Here is a 20,301-nt window from a genome sequence, read left to right as displayed (position 1 = left end):
AACTAGAAGAGCTTCGGATTACAATCACGTTGTTCTTATGTTGGAGGGTTTTACACGTTTCATGTCACATGACGGACAACCAGATCGGCATACATATTACATACAGTAAGGACACAGGCGAGAAAGGGGCAGGAGATTACACAGTTTCTATAGGAAAGGAGATCAACATGGAGCTGCAATGGATTATTGTTCATCAGGGAGATACCTTGTCGCGTATTGCGGCAGCAAACCATATGACGAAGGAGTTACTTGCCGCTCTCAACCCGGAAGCAGCGTCCCAGCCTTATTTGCTGACAGGACAGATGCTGCGCATTATGCCGGGAACGGGGCGCAGGTATGCAGTGCAACCGGGAGAGAAAGTGGCCGGTATCGCATTACGTTTTGGACTGATTGAAGAAGAATTGCGCGAAGCTAATCCAGAAATAGCGAATATTCCGGACTGGTGCGGGCGATGTATTCATATTCCGGATTCAAATGGAAAAACTATCGTCAAGCTGCAGGGAGAGTATGGTTACCGTGAAATGAAACGTGATATCGGTTTGCTGGAAAAGAAATATCCATTTATCGAGATTGGCTCGATTGGCAGCAGTGTCATGGGCAAGGCTTTGCCTTATCTGCGTTTGGGTCAAGGTCCCAAACATATTCATGTCAACGCATCTGTTCATGCAAATGAGTGGCTGACTACCGCGGTTCTGATGCGATTCATTGAAGAATATGCGAAGGCTTACAGTACATCTACGCCGTGGCATCAATTTCAGACGGAACGCTGGATGCAGGAAACTACGCTGTGGGCTGTCCCTATGGTTAATCCGGATGGAGTTGAATTGGTGCAGGAGGGCGTGGTCAATGATCATCCCCATGCAGAAGAATTGCTGGAATGGAATGCCGGACGCTCACATTTTACGCACTGGAAATCCAATATTAGGGGAGTAGACCTTAACGACCAATTCCCGGCTTATTGGGAGGAAGAGGCGGCTAGAAGAGGAATAACGTCCCCAGGGCCAAGAGATTATGCAGGAACCGCTCCCTTATCGGAACCGGAGGCGTGGGCACTTGCACAGTGGACCGAGCAGCATCATTTCGATGCTGTCGTTTCGCTGCACAGCCAGGGACAGGAAATTTATTGGAACTACCGGGATTTGGAGCCAAAGGAGAGTGCACCGCTGTCACGCAGACTGGCAAGGGCTTCAGGGTACAAGGCAGTTAAGCTGGGTGGAAGCGATGCAGGGTACAAAGACTGGTTCATCCAGAAGTTTCGGAAGCCTGGCTTCACAGTAGAAGTGGGACTCGGGGTCAACCCGCTGCCCATGGATCAGTTCGATGACATCTGCGTAGAGGTTGGCATGCTATTGGCTGAATTATTAACAGATCGAGAGCACTAACAGGGAGGATTGGGAATCCAAGAAATCTGACTTCACATAATCCGGTTGGGAAGACATGAAACTTACGGGTTGTCCATTCGTATAACAGGAACGGGCGCTGTGACCGGCGTTCGTTTTTTAATCTGCATATTGCATCATTCGTTCCGGATCGCTCTGGAACAGGTAATGATGGGTGTAACTATTAATGACTATAACGTGTGCTGTTTTATTTCAGTGCAATAATTATACGGAGGGGTTCACATGAAGTGGAGAAGACTGCTGTCATTCAAACGATGGACACAAGTATTCAAACGGCTGCCGCGCCTGTTGCGGGCTCCGCAGATCCCCTTGGGTGAGAAGTTGCTGTTCATCATCCCGGCACTGCTCTACTGGGTACTTCCTGACGTGATGCCGTTTATGCCTATAGATGATATCGGGGTTACGTTGTTGCTGATGAACTGGTTTGTAAGTCGTGCGGAGCGCAAATATCCGGTACTTACAGCGGAGGCGTCGTCTTAATTCGACACAAAATGGGTGGTTTAACATCGATTTTGCATCAATGTTATTGCGAAGCGCAGTAATTTTCTTTACAATAGATGCTGGAGTTTAGAAATAATGAAAAATTGTTGGGACCAGCAATTACAATATAGGAGATGAATGATATGAACTGCAAAATTACACGTAATGCCGCGAAAGTATTGAAACTTGAACTGGACAAGCCTGAGAACGAAGGTAAATTGCTGCGCGTTGTGATCACACATGCACATGGAGATCATGCCCACTACGGACTCGATATCGATACGCCAAAAGAAAATGATACGGTTGTATCTACCGATAAAGAGATTGACGTTATTCTTGAGAATGATCAGCCTTTGCTGGATGGCGTTAAAATTGATTACCTTTACTTCCCTGAAGAAGGCTTCGTTATTACGAACCCATCCAAAGGCAACCACGGCGACCACTAAGGGAGCGAAGAAGGGGAACTCATGGCTAACGATATCCGCGTATGCGAAAAATGTAATCATATCAGACTCAAATCGATTGTGGCCAAGTTGGAGAAAATGGCTCCGGATACGGAGATCAAAATTGGTTGCAAATCGTATTGCGGTCCTTGCGCGAAGCGTGCTTTTGTCTTCATCAACGGTCGGTACATCAGTGCTCCGACAGAAGAAGAAGTGCTTGCAAAAGTAGCGAAATTCGTGAAGTAATTGTATGGATATGCAGTGGACAAACTTGTCCACAAAAGGAAAGAGAGGCTGCGGCCTCTCTTTTTTAGTTGTGATGAGGAATCGTACGAAATTAGAACGTAAAGTCGTGCCTCATTTCAAAAATCTCAAAGGTATCCTCTTGAATCTCAATGGCGAGGATTGTATCACTTTTTTTTAGAAAATGCACATGTCCCATACGCTCCTCTTCCACCTCAACCCATCCGGCTTCGGATAACTTCTCAAAATAATCGGATGGTACATATAATCCCTGTTCTCCCCCAATATGTTTCAATTCATATTTAATGCCTGTTAGAATGTTTGGATTGTCTGAATGTGTCGTTATGCTCAGCTGCTTTGCATTCACGGGGACCGGAATCTCGTTATTAATAGAGGAGCCTGTATATCCCGTTATTTCATACGTCGAAGGTGTGCAGCCACTGATTAGCAGTAATAAAAGTACCAGAATGAACACAATCCCAAAGTTCTTCAAATATACACCTCCTTGTGAAAAGGTAATTATCAATTAAACGCAGTCAGAACGGAAAAAGTTATACACATCATTGATATTCATCCTTGATCTCATATAGGGAACATTGAAGTAATCCTTTATTGTTTCAACGAAAGAAGAATAAGGAAGGCCGATGTCAACCATCCTAAAGGGGTAACAGGAACATGATCCCAAGGAGGAATACTCATGCCGAAGCGTTATGATTCCAGTTTGCAAGCCGATACGACCGTATCCCAGGCGCAGAATGCAGTGAACAAACTTCATTTTGCCGTTTCACAGGCAATGTCACATCCAACAGAACAGACCATTGAACAGGCAGAACGCCGTTTGGCGCATACCGAGCAAGCTATGCTTCAAGCTGAACGTTCGCTTGGAGGTCAGGGCGTTGAGCTGGCGGAAGAGATGTTCATTGAGGAGAAGAGAAGATTGAACTCGATCCAGAGTCAGAATGGGCAAGGGGATCTATAAGCGTTCCTGTCACACCAGAACCCGCAGAGCAGCAGTGCTTTGCGGGTTATTCATGTCTATTTTGAATAGACCCAAGAAGTGGATTTTAGTCAAACTGTGTGTAATGTGCCGCTTAAAATTTGGTGAGAAGGTTAATAGACCAAGAGCAGGCAAATTTCACACAGGAGGTACAGAATGACAAAACATATTACAGATTGTACGATTCTGAACAACGGCGTGACGATGCCATGGCTGGGATTTGGGACTTATCGAGCAAAGGGCAAGGAAGTACAACAAGCGGTGGAGACCGCATTGGAAGTCGGATATCGGAGCATTGATACAGCGTCCGTTTATGGAAATGAAGAGGAAGTGGGACAAGCCATTGCGAGCAGCGGTATTGCCCGTAATGAGCTGTTTGTGACAACCAAGCTGTGGAATGAGGATCAAGGCTTTGATTCGACCTTGAGAGCATTTGAGGCAAGTCAGAAGGCGCTTGGATTGAATGTCATTGATCTATACTTAATCCACTGGCCTGGCAGAGACCAGTATAAGGAGACGTGGAGAGCTTTCGAACGTCTATACAGCGAAGGAAGTGTACGTGCCATTGGTGTAAGTAATTTCGAAGTGCACCATCTGCGCGATATCATAGATGAAGGTGGAACGGTGCCCGCGGTGAATCAGGTGGAACTGCATCCGGGTCTGATTCAACAGGAGCTGCAGGATTTCTGCGGGGAGCAGGGCATTCAACTGGAGGCATGGAGCCCCATTATGAGAGGTAAACTGAACAAGGAATCGGCTTTGAAAAGTCTGGCCCAGAAATATGGGAAAACACCAGCACAGGTTATTCTGCGTTGGGATATCCAGAACCAGATTGTGACGATTCCGAAGTCGGTTACCCCGGAGCGGATTCGCGAGAATGCAGATATCTTTGATTTTGAATTGACTCCGGATGAGCTGAAACTAATTGATGCGCTGGATTCGGATAAACGGACGGGGCCACATCCGGATCAGCTGTTTTGGGATTGAGTGTGTAGCTCAATTCCAAAATGAGTGTTTAATGATCTGCTTGGAGTTGTTCCGGTTACGGATCGTTCTTCCGATCGCTGTTGTCTCCAAATTTTTTGATTCAATATTCAAAAGGTGAAAATTAGGAAACAGCTTATGCTTCCGAAGCAGCTTTCTTACAGAAAGCTTTCAGGCGAACACTCCGCTTCTTCAGAATCAATTCCATCCCCTCCACTGCAACTGTTCATCAAACACTAAAACTTTATAATTAGCTTGAGTTGTAGATTATAAAAAAAGCAGCAGGTTCAGGGGATTACCCTTGATCCTGCTGCTTTTGTGTTATTTGGATTGATCCGGTTGCGGAACCTCGCAGCCGTCTTCGGTGCATACTCCACTGCCATCTGCGTTAGTGGTGCTGGACTCTACCATGGTAAAAGGGGAACGCTCATCCCATGCTTTCTGGATCGCGTCAAGGAACACCTCATCAGGTTGAGCACCAGATATAGCGAACTTGCGATCAAACACGAAGAACGGTACACCCCGGATGCCTAATTGTTCGCCTTCGGCCTGGTCAGCACGCACTTGGTCTGCGAATTGATTACTGGACAACACTTCAGCTGCTGCACTGCGATCCAGACCCACTTCTTCAGCCAACGCGATCAGTACATCGGTATTGCCGACATGTTTACCTTCAATGAAGATCGCTTGAAAGAGTCGTTCGCTAAGCTCAAGCATTTTTCCTTGTGTTTCTGCCCAATGGGTCAGGCGGTGAGCAGAGAAGGAATTGGTAGGAATCATCTCATCAATGTTGTATTCCAGTCCAGCCGTACGAGCATTGGCGTTCATCTGTGCATTCATGCCGCGTGCCTGCTCGACACTCATATTGTATTTGGCAGCCAGATATTCTGCGTTGGTTTTGCCACTATTCAATTCAGCATTTGGATCGAGCTCAAAACTTTTAAACTGTAAATGCACTTCATCGCGGTGTGGGAATTGTGCTAATACATTCTCCAGACGACGTTTGCCAATATAACAGAAAGGACACATAAAGTCGGACCATATTTCAATATTCATCAATTAAAACCTCCATCATCTATAAATGAAACCAATACAGTTACAATTATATAGCGACTTTCCTTCATTCGCAAGGTTATGGTTATTACCAAGCCTCGAAAAAAAAAGAAGTGCTGAAGCATGCAGCGGACTGCAGCCTCAACACTTCTAGTTTAACTTCTTACTTATCCTGGTATGCCTTGGTCCAATGATAAGGCTGAATTTCGTCCAATCTCTTGTAAATCAAAGCTCCATCTGGATCGTATACGGCAGCCTTCACGTCTTCTCCCCAGAAAAACAGTCGTTCCTGGCACACACCACAAGGGGTGAGGACCTTGAATTCCGAGTGCTCATCGTCACGTGCCACACAGATCGAGTGGGTGACCCGCTCGTTTAATTTGTGGGCTTCCAGATAGGCTCCTGTTTCCATACACAGATGCGTGGCGTCATTAATCACTTCTGGAGCTACGCTGATTAACAGCGAGCCAGCTTCAGTATAAACGGCAGCTGCCCCGCCCCACCCTTGAGGATAGCGATGTTTGACAAAGTTTGCAGCTTCTTCGAACAGTTTTTGTTCGATATTGAATTGATCTGGATGTGACGTCATGGTCATGCACTAGCTCCATTTCATTGTAGTGTCGGGTTAACCTTTGGAAAATGAATTATACAGTGTTCCGACGGTGCAACGTTCCGCTCAGTGTTTGTTAGGATTCGGAATCAGACGTTTGCTCCTCGTGAAAACGCGAGATCAGGTCAAACGTATTAACCGTATCTGACACTTGTAGTCGCTTTGTTGCTTCGTCATGACCAGATCGGCAAGCGTTAATATCCGTTTTGGTACCAGTAGACAGATCGTAACAGGAGCCGCTGTCATAGAGGTAATCATCCGAAGGAATATAGAACAGGGAGCCATCTGTAAATGCTCCGCTGCGCAATACCACCATGCGAGAGGAACCATCGTACACATCGTTGCCCATGTGGTAGTAGGATTGATCTGAAATACCAAGTAGATGCAGCACTGAAGGTGTAATATCCAGTTGTCCGGCAGGCTCGTCAATCGTTCCCGCTGCGGCACCGTCCGGCAGATGCACCAGCAAAGGCACCTCGTTCATAATTTGCTCCATATCCAGATCGTTCAGCGAACGTCCGAGAAATTTCTCGTATTGTGGCTGTTCTTTGATGGAGTTATCGTGATCCCCATAGAACATGAAGATCGTTTTGTCCCACAATCCCCGATTTTTCAGATCTTCCACCATCTTGCCGAGCGCAGAATCCACGTAATGAACGGATTGCAGATAGTTGCCAAACATCGTTCCTTTGAATTCACCCACATCCAGCTGCTGTTTATCTTGGGGTAACGCGTATGGATGATGACTGCTGAGTGTAATGAGGAATGAGTAGAACGGCTCAGTAACCTCACTGCTCATTTTCTCAACCGATTGGCGGAAAAAGGACTCATCCGACAGCGACCAGCCAAGTGGGTCATCCTGTTCAAAATCATTTTTACTGTAAAACTTGTCATACTTCATATTCTGATACATCGTGTAGCGATTCCAAAATCCGCTCTCATAGGCGTGAAATACATTTGTACTATAACCATGATCCTTCAAGATAGAAGGCAGGGAATCATAGCTGTGGTCTGCGTAACGGACAAACGCTGATCCAACCGACAGTGGATGCAATGAAATATTGGCCCCAAAGTCGGCATCCGATGTTCGCCCCTGACCTGTCTGGTGATAAAAATGACTGTAGTACTGGCTTTCCTTCATCAGCTCGTTAAAATGAGGCGTAATTTCCTGACCGCCAATGCTCTGACCAATCATGAAATTCATGAAGGCTTCACCTTGAACAATGATCACATTGCTGTCTTTGTACTTGCCAAACATCGCATCCTTCAGTGGGTCAGCCTGTTGTCTGCTTGCAAAATATGCTTTCGCCTGTTCGAGATCGGCAGGATCGACCTCGGGACCGGAGCCGAGCTGGTCTTTGGCATAGTTGTACAGATCATAGCCATGAAAAGCAAGAAGTCCGGTAACGTTGTACATGGATACGTTCCACCAGTTGTTATCAAACAACCCTTTTGCCCAGGTTTTACTATAAAAATAAATCGGACCAACCGCGAGCCCCAGACCTAGTATCAGGGCAATGCTGCCTGCAGTGAGTCGACGACGCATGGTTGATTTGCGGGAGTTTGATGAGTAAGAGTTCAATCCGATCGAATATGCGCTGGAACGTCCACGACGGTTACGTTTGCTGAACAGCAGGATCGCTGCATACGGGATAACCACCAGCCAATCGACGAAGAACCACAGATCACCGGCATAGATGAGCGTAGCGATGCTGTCTCCCAAAGCGTCGACTTGTCTGGCTTGCATCAGCACAGGGATTGTTAAAAAATCCTGAAAGTAGCGATAATAAACCATATCCGCATAGATCAGTGCAGTGAGCAGCAGATTGAGTATAATGAGTGATATAATCATGCCCCGGCGAGGCAGCCACCAGGTCCAGAAGGACAGAAGCAGCAGCGAACCGATGGCAATCACTTTGTCCAGAAGCCCCATTGTAATGTTATAGGCGTGCAGATTGTGGTGGAGCCACATTAATTTGAGCAGCATGAGTACAAGAAAAATAAGATATAACGTAAGTGGATGATTCAGAAGCCCGCGCGGCGTAAGGCTGCGTGTTGGCTTAGTTACAAACATATATGTCTCCTCCCTGATGAATGGTTTTGTTAACGGAATGTAAAATAGGACTTTATCCATTATAGCGTGGTGTCACGGCTTTTCAACTATGCCCAGGGGAGAAATACTTCATGCGGAAGCCATGCCATTAAGTTCAATCATAGTTCTCCCGGAATACATACCAAAAAAGCGCCCCAGCCGTGGAAGGCAGGGACGCTTGATTATTCCGATAATATTATTGTTGCGGTGCTTTATTACGTGGAGGCAGTGGGCCCAAATACTGATAATATTGGGTTTCAATGCGTCCATTGAACAACTTACGGCGCTTGTCTGCCTTGTGGCCAAAGTCTTCCTCGAAAGTTTTGGTCGACGTGATGGCAAAAAAGGACCATGTCGGCAAATCGAGGTAACTGCGCCCTAAAGAACGCAGCAGCTTCTGCACTTCTTTCTCTTCACTCAAGCGTTCACCATATGGAGGGTTGGTAATAATGACACCATATTCGCCCTGTGGTCTTGCACGATGAGCGGGCAGGACGCTGACTTCAATCTCGTTGGCGAAGCCGGCACTCTTGATTGCTGCCTGTGCAACTTCGATGGCTTCCGGATCGATGTCGCTGCCCGAAATTTGCAATGGAATATCGTCGCGAACCGCGTCAAATGCTTCTTCGCGCGCCTGTTCCCACAATTCTTCGGGAATGACAGCCCAGTTCTCGGAGTTAAACGTACGACGCAGTCCTGGTGCAATGTTCCAGCCGATCATGGCGGCTTCAATCAGCATGGTGCCTGATCCACAACATGGATCATAGAATGGACGGGATACATTCCAGCGGCTGAGCTGAATAAGTGCCGCAGCAAGCGTTTCTTTGAGTGGTGCTTCGGTTACGAGTTTACGATACCCCCGTTTATGCAGACCTGGTCCCGTCGTATCTAAAGTAAGCAGGGCGCGATCGTTCAGCAGAATGACCTCAATCACATAACGAGACCCATCCTCTGGGAACCACTCCGTGTCATAAGTCAGCTTCAGTTTCTCTACGATTGCTTTCTTCACGATCCCTTGTGATGCAGGCACGCTGCTTAGCTGAGATTTGTGGGAGCGACCTTCTACCGGAAATTCGCCATCGGCTGGAATCCACTCCTCCCAAGGTAATGCTTTGGTACCTTCAAACAATTCATCGAACGTTGTCGCTGGGAATTCACCCATTTTGACCAATACGCGATCCGAACTTCTCAGCCACAGATTACATCGGCAAATATCAATATAATCTCCAGTGAAGAAAACCCGGCCATTGTCGATCGTAACATCCTCATACCCCAGCTGCTTCAGTTCCCGGGCGACAACAGCCTCGAGTCCCATCGCCGAGGTCGCAATCAATTGCAATTGAGCCATGTGATTCATTTCAACTCCATTTCAAGCCAGAGAAGGAATGTGCTTCTCGCAGCTGTATAGTGACGGTGCGGCCTTGCCGCTTTCCGTGAAAAAACTTACAATGAGAAATGCGGTGCGCTAATGCATTCATCTTTCGAGCTGATGCAGCAGTTCAACCGCCTGTGTTTGACAACAAACATTTATTATAGAACATTGGCATCCATATGGAAAGCAGTCCAAGTGTCCAAGGAGGATTTTAGCGGTGAATCTGACCCCTGACGAATATGTAAATCAATTATTTCAAGAGGATGATCTCTTGTTAAAGGTAAAAGAAGCCATCCGATCGAACGGCATGCCGGAAGTTTCAGTTGCAGCGGCCTATGGCCGTTTGCTCACGTTTCTTGCGAAGACATCGAAAGCGGAGGCTGTACTCGAAATCGGTGTGCTTGGCGGTTACAGCGGAATTTGTCTTGCTCGCGGTTTAAGTGACGGGGGAACCCTGACTTCGCTGGAACTGAAAGAGGAATACGCAGCGATGGCTCGTGGTCATCTGGAGGAAGGAGGCTTTGGGGATAAGGTCGAATATCGAATTGGGCCCGCAGCCGACAGTCTGGCGCAGCTGGCACAGGAAGGACGTACCTTCGATTTCTTCTTCATTGATGCAGACAAAGAGAATTATCCCGTTTATCTCGATTACGCCATTAAGCTCGCGCGGCCCGGGGCGGTGATTGTGGGAGATAACTGTTTCCTGCGCGGCCGTACGCTTAATCCGGACAAGCAGGGTCCGGCTGTCCTCGCGGTTCGGCGCTTCAACGAGCAGATGGCCAGTGACCCGCGGCTGGTAACGACGATGCTGCCGGATTATGATGGTCTGGCTCTGGCCTGGGTGAAGTAAGCATATCAGCTTACAGGACAAAGCTTCGGCTGGAACGTCATTCAAGCGGTTTTTTCTGTTTCTGCGCTCATCCACTGAAATAAATAAGTCAGTATATAGATGGAACGATATCCGTGTTGCACCTAAATCTTCAATGCAGGAGATGGAGGGACAATGTTACAAAAACAAGAGACGATCACAACCCTGAGGCAGGGAGTGAATCGTCTCTTGTTTTCTTTAAAGATATAAAGTGATGAGTGCCTTATTAAACTTCCGGCGTTCCATAAGTCTCGAACCATTTTTTAATCGTGTCAAAATCATCGCTGAAGGACAGTCCGAGCATCAACAAAATGCGTGCTTGCTGAGGACTGAGGTTGTCACCGGCAATAACACCTTTCCCTCCGCCATATACACTGCCTGAACCTGTCCGAGTGGTCGTTACGAAGATGACGCCATCCTCCACCGCTTTGGTGCGTGCTTGTCCCATTGCTTTGGAGATACCGCCTGCTCCGGTACCGGACGTTACGATCCCCTTGGCGCCGCCTTTCACAAATCCTTCAATAGCCTCGCCGCCAGCTTCCTGATAGGAAATGGCAATTTCCACCTTGGAGAGATCTGCCTTGGTGATTTTGCTCAGGTCAAAGGCCGGTTTCAATGCACCTTCAGGCTTCAAGGCACGTGCAGGGGCACGATAAATTCGAATGTTTTCTTCATCAATATAACCTACTGCACCAAGCATCGGGGTTTCGAACGTGTCAGTTCGATAATCATTCGTTTTGGTCACGCCGCGCGCCAGTTGAATCGTATCGTTCAACATCAGCACGGTCCCAAATGAAGTGGTGCGCCCGCTGCCTGCGAGCTTGATGGCGTTGTACAGATTCGCTTGTGCATCGGAGCCGATAACGGTCCAAGGGCGCATGGACCCTGTAATGACGACGGGTTTATCACTTTGTACGGTCATGTCGAGGAAGTAGGCGATTTCCTCCATGGTATCTGTACCTGTGGTAACCACAACGCTGTCATACTGAGCCAGAGCCTTGTCTACCGTCTGAGACAAGTCATAGAGATCAGCCATGGTATAAGAGCCTGAGCCTGAATTTCCGAATTGGAGTGTGCTAACATCTGCAATCTTCTGTTTGTCCGGTAAGGCGTCGACCATTTCTCCAATCGGGAGTGTACCGGCCTTATAGTTCTGGAAGCTGGTTGCATCCTCGGATTGACCTGCAATCGTACCACCCGTCCCAATGACCAGAACATTAGGCAGAGCGGATTGTTTGAACGAATCCGATAGCACAGGGATGGTTGTATTGCGAGCCGGAGTGGATGATGCGGTCTGAACTGCACTGGTTGTACCGCTCACTTCTACCGTAGCCGCATGAGCCGCATAGGTTCCAATTGGGGACAGGGAGATGGTCAGAGCTGTCAAAGCAGCTGTGCTCCATACAGCCCAAGGACGAAGATTTGAAGTTTTTTTCATGAAAAGCACTCTCCTTCAGGTTAGTTTCGTGTGATGTTTTTTGAGGATTATATGTAGTGATTTCAAATTGATTGTATTTCATGTTAAATAATATGACAATTATAGATATGAGTAGAGTAATCGGTTACATTGATAGATATATAGAGTATACAGTGTATTTATGAGGTTTTATGGATAAATATGAGAAGGTGAAAAAGAGAATAAGGAGTGTGAAATTATACTATATGAATTTTTGTGTCATATTTTATTACATATAAGTCTTTTGACCTGATAGGGTATCGAAAAAATTGGGGGGAAGTGTTGCAGGATCGTCCATAGCAGAAGTGATCTTATCTAAGACGAATAGCACTGGGGTATAAATTAGCAGGTCTTGACGATTTTTGTAATACGTTCTAGGAAAGGAGGCTCAATTATTGCCAAATATTTGTATGCCCACAGCGTTAAGTCTATAATAAAAGGTGATTTCTATATGTAAATAAATATATATTAATGATTGGAGGAGAAACGATGAACCGAGCACCCAGAAAGTATGCCAATTACATTCCGATCCGGGAGCTGGAGGCGGTGGAGCAGCAATTACTTCCCTTCCAGGTGTACGCTGAACTTCGTGACAATACTCCAGTCCGCTATGACAACCATCGAGAATGCTGGGATGTTTTCCGTTATGAAGATGTGCAATATGTGTTAAAAAACCCTAAACTGTTCTCTTCTGAACGTGATCGCGCTAACGCCAGCATGCTGACTACAGATCCGCCGAAGCACAAGCAATTGCGGGATCTGGTTAATCAGGCGTTCACACCTAAAGCGATTGAAGCGTTAGCTCCGCGGATTCAGGAAATCGCTGATGAATTATTGACTCCGCATTTTTCAGAAGGTCGTATGCGTCTTATCGATGATCTTGCCACTCCACTTCCGGTTATCGTGATCGCCGAATTGATAGGCGTCCCTGCAACAGATCGCCAGAAGTTCAAAGACTGGTCTGATGCACTCGTTAAGGGGGCGCGGGATGACAGTGATGATGCTTTCCAGGAATTGATGGAAGAAAAGAAACGGAACCAGCAGGAGCTGGCGAGCTACTTCACGGCCATAATGGAAGAAAGACGTCAGCGACCAGAGGATGACCTGATCTCTTTACTGCTTTCTGCAGAGATTGAAGGGGAGAAGCTAACGGCAGAGGAAGTGGTCGGATTTTGCATCTTGTTACTTGCTGCCGGTAATGAAACCACAACCAATCTGATTACCAATGCTGTTCGTATTCTGTCAGAGCAGCCTGAGCTTCAACAGCAGCTGCGAGAACACCCTGAGCTTATTCCGACTGCGGTAGAGGAAACGCTGCGTTATTATCCGCCGATTGTGGCCATTGGGCGTATCGCCAAAGAAAACGTAGAATTGAACGGACAAACAATTCAGGCAGGGGAACAGGTGATATCCTGGGTAGGATCGGCCAACCGGGATATCGCCCAATTCGATCAGGCAGAGAAGTTCGTGCCCGATCGCAAGCCGAACAGACATATGGGTTTTGGATTTGGTATTCACTTCTGTCTCGGAGCGCCGCTTGCACGACTGGAGGCGAGGGTTGTACTTCAGACGATGCTTCGGCAAATGGAAGACATTCAGCTTGTGCCGGAAACCGTTTTGCAGCCGATTCAAAGTGCTTTTGTATTTGGCGTGAAAGAATATCCGATTCAATTCACAAGTTCAATTTACAAGCCATCTGACTCGATGGCTCAATGAATCAATGTTGAGGTTTGAGCAAATCAATGCCAAAAGCCGCTTTCTTGCCTAATAGTAGGCGCTGAAAGCGGCTTTTTTTAAGAGCAAAATATCATTTGAATTCAAGCGTCATGGTTCTCTGATCAGAGGGGGCTTTCGGTACAGCTTGAGTCTTACCCACATCATGTTGAGCAGCAGCAGCCCACCGGAGACGATGAACAGTCCTTCGATGCCAATGAACCCGGCCATAAAGCCGCCGATTACGGCTCCAAGCATGTTACCGAGCGCGAGTGTACTCGTATTGAAGCTGAAGGCCCGGCTAATCATGCTATCTGGCGTATAGGAGCGAATGAGCGCGTTGACACTCGGAAGCAGGCCACCCATGAACACACCCATCATGAAACGGACGAGAATGAGCTGCCATACCGTCTGCACGAAAGCCTGAGGTATAAGCATGAGCCCTGTTCCTATAAGAGAAAACGTAAGTACTTTGTGTGAACCTATCCTGTCGCTGAGCTTCCCGAGAATCGGGGACATGGCCATGTTGGAGAGTCCCGTGACTGCACCGACAAGACCTGCCCAGAAGGCCACGTTGACATCCGAACCGTGTAGTTTCTGTACATACAGCGGCAAGAGTGACATCGGGCTGATCATGGCAAATTGCAGCAGGAATGTTACAGCGAACAAGGCAGGTAATTGGGGAGACTTGTTCAGTTCCTTCAGACCGGACAATACGGATTGTTCCGGCAGTTTGGCCGCTTCTTTGCGGTCAAACTTCTCTCTGACCAGGAACATGGCGAGCATCGAAGCTGCGAAGATCAGTCCGCCAGTAATATAGAAGATCGGGCGGAAGCCCACTGCATCAGCGAGCAAACCGCCGATCAGCGGACCCAGAATCGTACCGGCCACCTGACCGGACTGGCTGATGCCCATGGCGAAACCCATGCGATCCTTCGGCGTTGTACCCGAGATCAGCGCAACTGCTGCCGGGTTGAAGCCGGAGATCGTACCGTTAAGCAACCGTAATAAAAGGAGCTGCCACGGGTTCTGTGCAAAACCCATTAAGGCAATTACGATCGCCATCCCGAAGCCGGAACGCAGCAACATAATTTTCCGGCCGTACTTGTCGGACAATTTGCCCCACAAGGGCTGGAACAAAAATGAGGTGAGGAAGTTGGCAGCAAATATAAATCCCGCCCATATGCCAATCTCATGCTCACCAACCACGCCAAGATCCTTGGCGAGATAAAGGGACAAAAACGGGGTAATCATGGTCATGCCCGAGTTGACCAGAAATTGTCCAAACCAAAGCACAATGAGGTTTACTTTCCACGTTTTCAAAGTGCTTTCACTTCCTTTCAGATCGTTTCTGCAACGTTTCAAAAAAACACGATTCTTTCATTATAACATAATTTGCATATGAGTGAGGGGATGTAAGGAATGTCATAGTATTGTCATCGGAACAGATCGACACGTGGTTGTTACTGCTCTTTAAAAAGGGCATAATGTTATTTATGAGTCCAAAAACTATTGGAGGCTTCTTACATGAGCTATAATGATCGTCTGATTCAAGCCAGCTTCAAACAGCAGGTGGACCGTGTTCCCGTGTGGTACATGCGTCAGGCTGGGCGTTATGATCCCGAATATCGCAAGATTAAAGAAAAGTATTCTTTGCTCGAAATTTGCCGTCAACCTGAGCTAGCAGCTGAAGTTACACTCATGCCGGTACGTAAACTCGGTGTGGATGCGGCTATTTTGTATTCCGATATTATGAATCCGGTTGCTTCCCTCGGTATAGATTTTGATATTGTTAAAAATATTGGACCTGTTATAGACAATCCAATCCGCACGGCGGCAGATGTGGATCGTTTGCGTCCTATTGATGTGGAAGGAGATCTGTCTCATATTCTGGAGACGATTCGCATTCTGGACAAGGAACTGGATGTACCCTTGATTACGTTTGCCGGTGCACCGTTTACCATTGCCAGCTATTTGATTGAAGGCCGACCTTCCAAAGGGTACATACGTACCAAAACGATGATGTACAGTGAACCTGAAGTGTGGCATAAATTGATGCAAAAACTGGGCGATATGGTGATTACATATGTCCGTGCACACATTGCGAACGGCGGTAAAGCATTCCAACTGTTTGACAGCTGGGTGGGCGCACTTTCGCCAAACGACTTTAGAACGTATGTGTTGCCGACGATTACTCGTATCTTTACCGAATTATCGGATTTGAATGTACCGAAAATTTATTTCCCAGGTGTGGCTTCTGGTGAATTGCTGCCAACCCTGCATGATCTGCAAGCCGATGTGATTGGGCTGGATTGGAGAGTATCAATCTCCGAGGGACGTAAACGACTGGGCGGGAAATTTGCTGTGCAAGGGAATTTGGACCCTTATGTGCTGACTGCACCGATGGATCTGATCAAGCAGCATGCCAAACTGATTATTGATGAAGGCATCAAGGAGCCAGGGTATATTTTCAATCTGGGGCACGGACTATTTCCTGAGGCATCATTGGATAAATTAAGAGAACTCACGGCGTATATTCATGAATATTCCGCTGAAGCTTTGAAGACTGGGGTGACGGTAACTAATGACTAATACAGTAGGTGTACTGGTGATGTCGTATGGCACACCTGAGAATATGGAAAGTATTGAAGCATACTACACACATATCCGCAGAGGACGTCCGCCTGAACCGGAACAACTGAAGGAATTGACCGACCGTTATGAAGCGATCGTTGGGGGTGTATTTCCTCTTCGGGAAAACACGGATAATCAGGTTAAGGCCCTTCAGGAGACGTTAAACGAGGATGGCCGTTCAGAAGAAGTTGAATTCCGTTGTTATCAAGGGTTGAAGCATGCATATCCGTTCATTGAGGATGGCGTGGAACAGATGGCGAAGGATGGAATTCAGACTGCAATAGGCATCGTACTGGCACCTCATTTCTCCACGATGAGTGTAGGAAGCTACATCAAGCGCGCTCGTGAGAAAGCGGAAGAACTGGGTATCCAGATGTCCTTTATTGAGAGTTATCACCTGCATCCAAAATTGATTCAAGCTCTCTCCACACGTGTTAGCGCCAAATTGGATGCTTTCGAGGAAGCGGGAGCCAAACGCGGGGATGTACGAGTGCTGTTCAGTGCACACAGTCTGCCTGCGCGAATTGTAGATATCGGTGATCCATATCCGCAGCAACTGCTGGAGACTTCGGAAGTTATTGCATCCCGTTTGGGAATTACCAACTGGCAGTTCACGTGGCAAAGTGCGGGGCGGACAGCAGAGCCTTGGCTCGGGCCTGATATTCTGGATACCCTTCAGGAGCTTGCTCGTGAACAGGTGGAGGATGTGCTTGTAGCACCGATTGGATTCGTATCAGATCATCTGGAAGTGCTCTATGATCTTGATATTGAGGCCAAAGCGATTGCGAAAGAGATCGACATGCGCCTCATGCGTATCGATTCTCTCAATAGTGACCCGCTTTACATGGAAACGTTAAGTGACGTCATTATTAGCCAATGGCAGCAAGGAACGGATGAGTAATGGAAGACCATAAACGTCGTGTCGTTGTTGTCGGCGGAGGTCTGACCGGCCTAAGCGCGGCATTTTATATCCGGAAGCATTACCGGGAAGCAGGAGTTGAACCTGTCATTACCTTGGTTGAGAAAAGTTCTTCCATGGGTGGCATGATTGAGACGCTGCACCGGGATGGGTTCGTTATTGAGAAGGGGCCGGATTCTTTCCTTGCCCGCAAAACGGCGATGATTGATTTGGCCAAAGAGCTGGAAATGGACCATGAACTGGTCAGTCAAAATCCGGAATCCAAAAAAACGTACATCATGCAGCGTGGCAAGTTGCATCCCATGCCGGCAGGACTCGTTCTCGGTATTCCGACGGAGTTAAGACCGTTTCTGAGAAGTGGTCTTGTATCTCCGGCAGGCAAGCTGCGTGCATTAATGGATTTTGTTATCCCTCCCCGTCGTACAACGGAGGATGAATCGCTTGGTTATATGATTGAACGCCGTCTTGGAGCGGAAGTGCTGGAAAACCTCACTGAGCCATTGCTCGCAGGCATCTATGCAGGTGATATGCGGCGATTGAGTCTTCAGGCAACCTTCCCGCAATTCGGCGAAGTGGAGCGGGATTATGGTAGTTTGATCCGGGGAATGATGACTGGCCGCAAACCGGCAGAGACCCATACGGGAACGAAGAGAAGTGCTTTTCTGAACTTCCGTCAGGGTTTGCAGAGTCTGGTTCACGCGCTTGTACATGAATTGCAGGACGTGGATCAACGGCTGAACACTTCTGTTCAGTCCCTGGAGGTTCTGAATGGAGATGCGGCTAGATATAACATTCAACTGGATAACGGAGAGCGTCTTGAAGCAGATGATGTAGTCATTACCGTGCCTACGTATGTTGCATCCGAACTGCTGCAACCACATGTGGATACAGCGGCTCTGGATGCAATCAATTACGTTTCGGTAGCGAATGTGGTGCTGGCTTTTGAGAAAAAGGATATCGAACATGTATTTGATGGATCTGGTTTCCTCGTTCCGCGTAAGGAAGGTCGCAATATTACAGCATGTACTTGGACATCAACCAAGTGGCTGCACACCAGCCCGGATGACAAAGTACTGCTTCGTTGCTACGTTGGCCGTTCTGGAGATGAACAGAATGTGGAACTCCCGGATGATGCACTGACGGACCTGGTTCTCAAGGACTTGCGTGAAACGATGGGTGTAGAAGCCGTTCCGATCTTCTCGGAAATTACTCGGCTTCGCAAATCCATGCCACAGTATCCGGTAGGCCATCTGCAGCAGATTGCAGCACTCCGGGAGGAACTTGGCCGCAAATTGCCGGGGGTATACATTGCGGGTGCTGGTTATGAAGGGGTAGGCTTGCCTGACTGCATCAGACAGGCGAAGGAAATGTCAGTTCAAGCTACGCAACTCATTGCTGCAAAATAATAACGTACATGGCTGTCTCGAACGTAGAGTTTTTCTACAGGGGAGACGGCCTTTTTTTTGCACCATATAGCGAAAAGGGGAGAGATGTGAACTCTTTCAATACTTGCAGTTCCAAGGAATGATGGAAATCCAGAATATGCCTGATATAATATGATAAGGATTGCTGTGAAGAAGAGGAGCTGCCTATGTATCCCCCAAGATCAAAACGAAGTGTACAAAAGAAAAAAGTGAAACGTGCCCGCAAACGCCGGATTTGGATCATTAATCTGGTATTAATTGCGGCAATTGGACTCGTCGGCATCTATTACGCAGTAGGCATGCAGGAGCAGCAAATAGACCCGGTGGTGACAGAAACGGCTGTGAAGCAGGAACCTGCCAATGAAGAGGGCCCACAGGGCGGTGATCAGGTAAGTTCAACTGAACCGGATTCGGAGAAAGGTCATACTCCGGATGAAGAATTGGAGGATTCTGATGAACAGGTCACTGAAAATTCCGGCGGTAAGTCTGGTGAGAGCAAGCCTGATGCTACAGACTCCAAGGCAAATGGAAAGACAGATACCGGAACGAAAAAATCGACGGATACTCCCGCATCTTCGGGTTCTTCCGGTTCAAAGGGCAGCGAAGGTGCAGGAACTGGGACGACACAGCCTTCTCATTCGGCGAAGGATGTAACCATTAACTTTGTGGGTGATATTCAGTTTTCAGGCAAAGTGGCTGAATTGTTGGAGAAGAATGGTTATGACTATCCCTTTGCAAAGCTCGGCAACTTGTTCAAGGAAGATGATCTGACCATTGGAAACCTTGAAACTCCCGTAACCCTTGGTGGAACTGGTGCAGCAGACAAAACCTATGTATACAAATCTTCGCCAAAGGCGCTCGAAGCGATGGCTTCAGCAGGATTTGATGCCGTGAATCTGGCCAACAATCATATTCTGGATCAAGGTATAGAAGGCTTGGTCGACACATTAACTTATCTTGAGCAATATGGTATTGCGCACACAGGGGCGGGGATGAACAGGGATGAGGCTTATGCACCTGCATATCTGGAGCGCAAGGGCATGAAGATTGCACTGCTTGGCTTCAGCCGGGTTGTACCTGAAACAAGCTGGAAAGCGGAAGGGAATCGGGCAGGTGTTGCCGAGACCTACGATTCTACTGGGGCGGTAAAAGCCATTCAGGAAGCCCGTCAAAAGGCTGATTTGGTTATTGTTGTTGCACACTGGGGAGAGGAACGGGTCAGCACACCAAATAATGATCAGACTCGATTAGCACATGAATTTGTAGATGCCGGAGCCGATCTGGTCATAGGCGGGCATCCCCATGTCTTGCAAGGGGTGGAGTACTACAAAGGCAAATGGATTGCATATAGTACAGGCAACTTTATTTTCTCGAAATCAACGACAGAGGAAACGTGGAAAACAGCGGTTTTTCAGGCGAGCTGTAGTAAGGATGCCAAATGCAGCATGAAGGTTATTCCTTATGAGGCAGGGTTGGGCCAGGCCATTCCGATGGTGGATCAAGCTAACAAACTGCTATTGGAGCAGATGACACAGCTCTCGCCAGGTGTTCGTTTTGATGCGAACGGAATCGCATCGGTAAATTAAGATTCAATTTATTTAGGAGGGGATGAA

General features: G+C 47.6%; 19 protein-coding genes. 12 read left to right on the top strand and 7 right to left on the bottom strand.

The window, feature by feature from the left end:
* Window positions 1-167 precede the first annotated feature (167 nt).
* The 4 genes from HW560_RS28250 to HW560_RS28235 all read left to right on the top strand — a co-directional run bounded on the left by HW560_RS28250 (window position 168) and on the right by HW560_RS28235 (window position 2,569).
* Window positions 168-1,382 carry a M14 family metallopeptidase gene (locus HW560_RS28250; protein ID WP_373564965.1) on the top strand — a complete coding sequence of 405 codons (1,215 nt, stop codon included), beginning with the start codon at window positions 168-170 and terminating at the stop codon, window positions 1,380-1,382.
* Between the two features lie 240 nt (window positions 1,383-1,622).
* On the top strand, window positions 1,623-1,880 hold the full coding sequence (locus HW560_RS28245; protein ID WP_090895514.1) for a hypothetical protein: 258 nt from the start codon (window positions 1,623-1,625) through the stop codon (window positions 1,878-1,880).
* 143 nt (window positions 1,881-2,023) lie between these two features.
* The gene (locus HW560_RS28240) at window positions 2,024-2,326 is read left to right on the top strand and encodes a heme biosynthesis protein HemY (RefSeq protein WP_053783595.1); all 303 of its coding nucleotides are present in this window, start codon (window positions 2,024-2,026) and stop codon (window positions 2,324-2,326) included.
* Between the two features lie 21 nt (window positions 2,327-2,347).
* Window positions 2,348-2,569, top strand: a complete 222-nt coding sequence (locus tag HW560_RS28235) for a YuzB family protein (protein ID WP_053783596.1) — start codon at window positions 2,348-2,350, stop codon at window positions 2,567-2,569.
* Between the two features lie 91 nt (window positions 2,570-2,660).
* On the opposite strand, the gene HW560_RS28230 is transcribed toward HW560_RS28235, so the two are convergent.
* On the bottom strand, window positions 2,661-3,059 hold the full coding sequence (locus tag HW560_RS28230; protein ID WP_090895520.1) for a hypothetical protein: 399 nt from the start codon (window positions 3,057-3,059) through the stop codon (window positions 2,661-2,663).
* 204 nt (window positions 3,060-3,263) lie between these two features.
* Between HW560_RS28230 and HW560_RS28225 the strand changes: the two genes are divergently transcribed.
* Window positions 3,264-3,545 (top strand): hypothetical protein, encoded by a 282-nt coding sequence (locus HW560_RS28225; protein WP_076292069.1) that lies wholly within the window; start codon window positions 3,264-3,266, stop codon window positions 3,543-3,545.
* A gap of 174 nt (window positions 3,546-3,719) precedes the next feature.
* The gene (locus HW560_RS28220; protein ID WP_024629201.1) at window positions 3,720-4,550 is read left to right on the top strand and encodes an aldo/keto reductase; all 831 of its coding nucleotides are present in this window, start codon (window positions 3,720-3,722) and stop codon (window positions 4,548-4,550) included.
* Between the two features lie 318 nt (window positions 4,551-4,868).
* Here the strand turns inward: HW560_RS28220 and HW560_RS28215 are convergent, their stop codons facing one another.
* The 4 genes from HW560_RS28215 to HW560_RS28200 form a co-directional block, all read right to left on the bottom strand.
* On the bottom strand, window positions 4,869-5,603 hold the full coding sequence (locus HW560_RS28215) for a DsbA family oxidoreductase (RefSeq protein ID WP_090895523.1): 735 nt from the start codon (window positions 5,601-5,603) through the stop codon (window positions 4,869-4,871).
* Window positions 5,604-5,763: 160 nt separating this feature from the next.
* Entirely contained in the window at window positions 5,764-6,189 is a 426-nt protein-coding gene (locus tag HW560_RS28210; protein WP_090902087.1) for a cytidine deaminase, read from the bottom strand.
* 97 nt (window positions 6,190-6,286) lie between these two features.
* Entirely contained in the window at window positions 6,287-8,284 is a 1,998-nt protein-coding gene (locus tag HW560_RS28205; RefSeq protein WP_179265257.1) for an LTA synthase family protein, read from the bottom strand.
* Window positions 8,285-8,498: 214 nt separating this feature from the next.
* Complete coding sequence (locus HW560_RS28200; RefSeq protein ID WP_179265933.1) at window positions 8,499-9,650, bottom strand: THUMP domain-containing class I SAM-dependent RNA methyltransferase; 1,152 nt, start codon at window positions 9,648-9,650, stop codon at window positions 8,499-8,501.
* A 241-nt stretch (window positions 9,651-9,891) separates the two neighbouring features.
* On the opposite strand from HW560_RS28200, the gene HW560_RS28195 reads away from it, so the two are divergent.
* The gene (locus HW560_RS28195; RefSeq protein ID WP_090895532.1) at window positions 9,892-10,524 is read left to right on the top strand and encodes an O-methyltransferase; all 633 of its coding nucleotides are present in this window, start codon (window positions 9,892-9,894) and stop codon (window positions 10,522-10,524) included.
* Between the two features lie 244 nt (window positions 10,525-10,768).
* Here the strand turns inward: HW560_RS28195 and HW560_RS28190 are convergent, their stop codons facing one another.
* Window positions 10,769-11,980 carry an asparaginase gene (locus HW560_RS28190; RefSeq protein WP_179265256.1) on the bottom strand — a complete coding sequence of 404 codons (1,212 nt, stop codon included), beginning with the start codon at window positions 11,978-11,980 and terminating at the stop codon, window positions 10,769-10,771.
* Window positions 11,981-12,487: 507 nt separating this feature from the next.
* Here HW560_RS28190 and HW560_RS28185 point away from each other — a divergent pair.
* A complete protein-coding gene (locus HW560_RS28185; RefSeq protein ID WP_090895536.1) occupies window positions 12,488-13,714 on the top strand; it encodes a cytochrome P450 in 1,227 nt (408 codons plus the stop codon).
* 108 nt (window positions 13,715-13,822) lie between these two features.
* On the opposite strand, the gene HW560_RS28180 is transcribed toward HW560_RS28185, so the two are convergent.
* Window positions 13,823-15,034, bottom strand: coding sequence for an MFS transporter (locus tag HW560_RS28180; RefSeq protein WP_090895539.1), 1,212 nt, complete (start codon window positions 15,032-15,034; stop codon window positions 13,823-13,825).
* A 204-nt stretch (window positions 15,035-15,238) separates the two neighbouring features.
* On the opposite strand from HW560_RS28180, the gene hemE reads away from it, so the two are divergent.
* The 4 genes from hemE (at window position 15,239) to HW560_RS28160 (ending at window position 20,274) form a co-directional block, all read left to right on the top strand.
* Entirely contained in the window at window positions 15,239-16,303 is a 1,065-nt protein-coding gene (gene hemE, locus HW560_RS28175; protein WP_063564891.1) for a uroporphyrinogen decarboxylase, read from the top strand.
* The gene (gene hemH, locus HW560_RS28170; RefSeq protein WP_090895541.1) at window positions 16,296-17,246 is read left to right on the top strand and encodes a ferrochelatase; all 951 of its coding nucleotides are present in this window, start codon (window positions 16,296-16,298) and stop codon (window positions 17,244-17,246) included. Before hemE ends, hemH begins: the two co-directional genes overlap by 8 nt.
* A complete protein-coding gene (gene hemY / locus HW560_RS28165) occupies window positions 17,246-18,670 on the top strand; it encodes a protoporphyrinogen oxidase (RefSeq protein ID WP_179265255.1) in 1,425 nt (474 codons plus the stop codon). Before hemH ends, hemY begins: the two co-directional genes overlap by 1 nt.
* A gap of 185 nt (window positions 18,671-18,855) precedes the next feature.
* Window positions 18,856-20,274 carry a CapA family protein gene (locus HW560_RS28160; protein WP_179265254.1) on the top strand — a complete coding sequence of 473 codons (1,419 nt, stop codon included), beginning with the start codon at window positions 18,856-18,858 and terminating at the stop codon, window positions 20,272-20,274.
* Window positions 20,275-20,301 lie beyond the last annotated feature (27 nt).

The organism is Paenibacillus sp. E222 (assembly GCF_013401555.1).
GTDB lineage: Bacteria > Bacillota > Bacilli > Paenibacillales > Paenibacillaceae > Paenibacillus.
The sequence above is the reverse complement of the archived record's forward strand: the minus strand, read 5'-3'. Positions and strand labels throughout refer to the sequence as shown.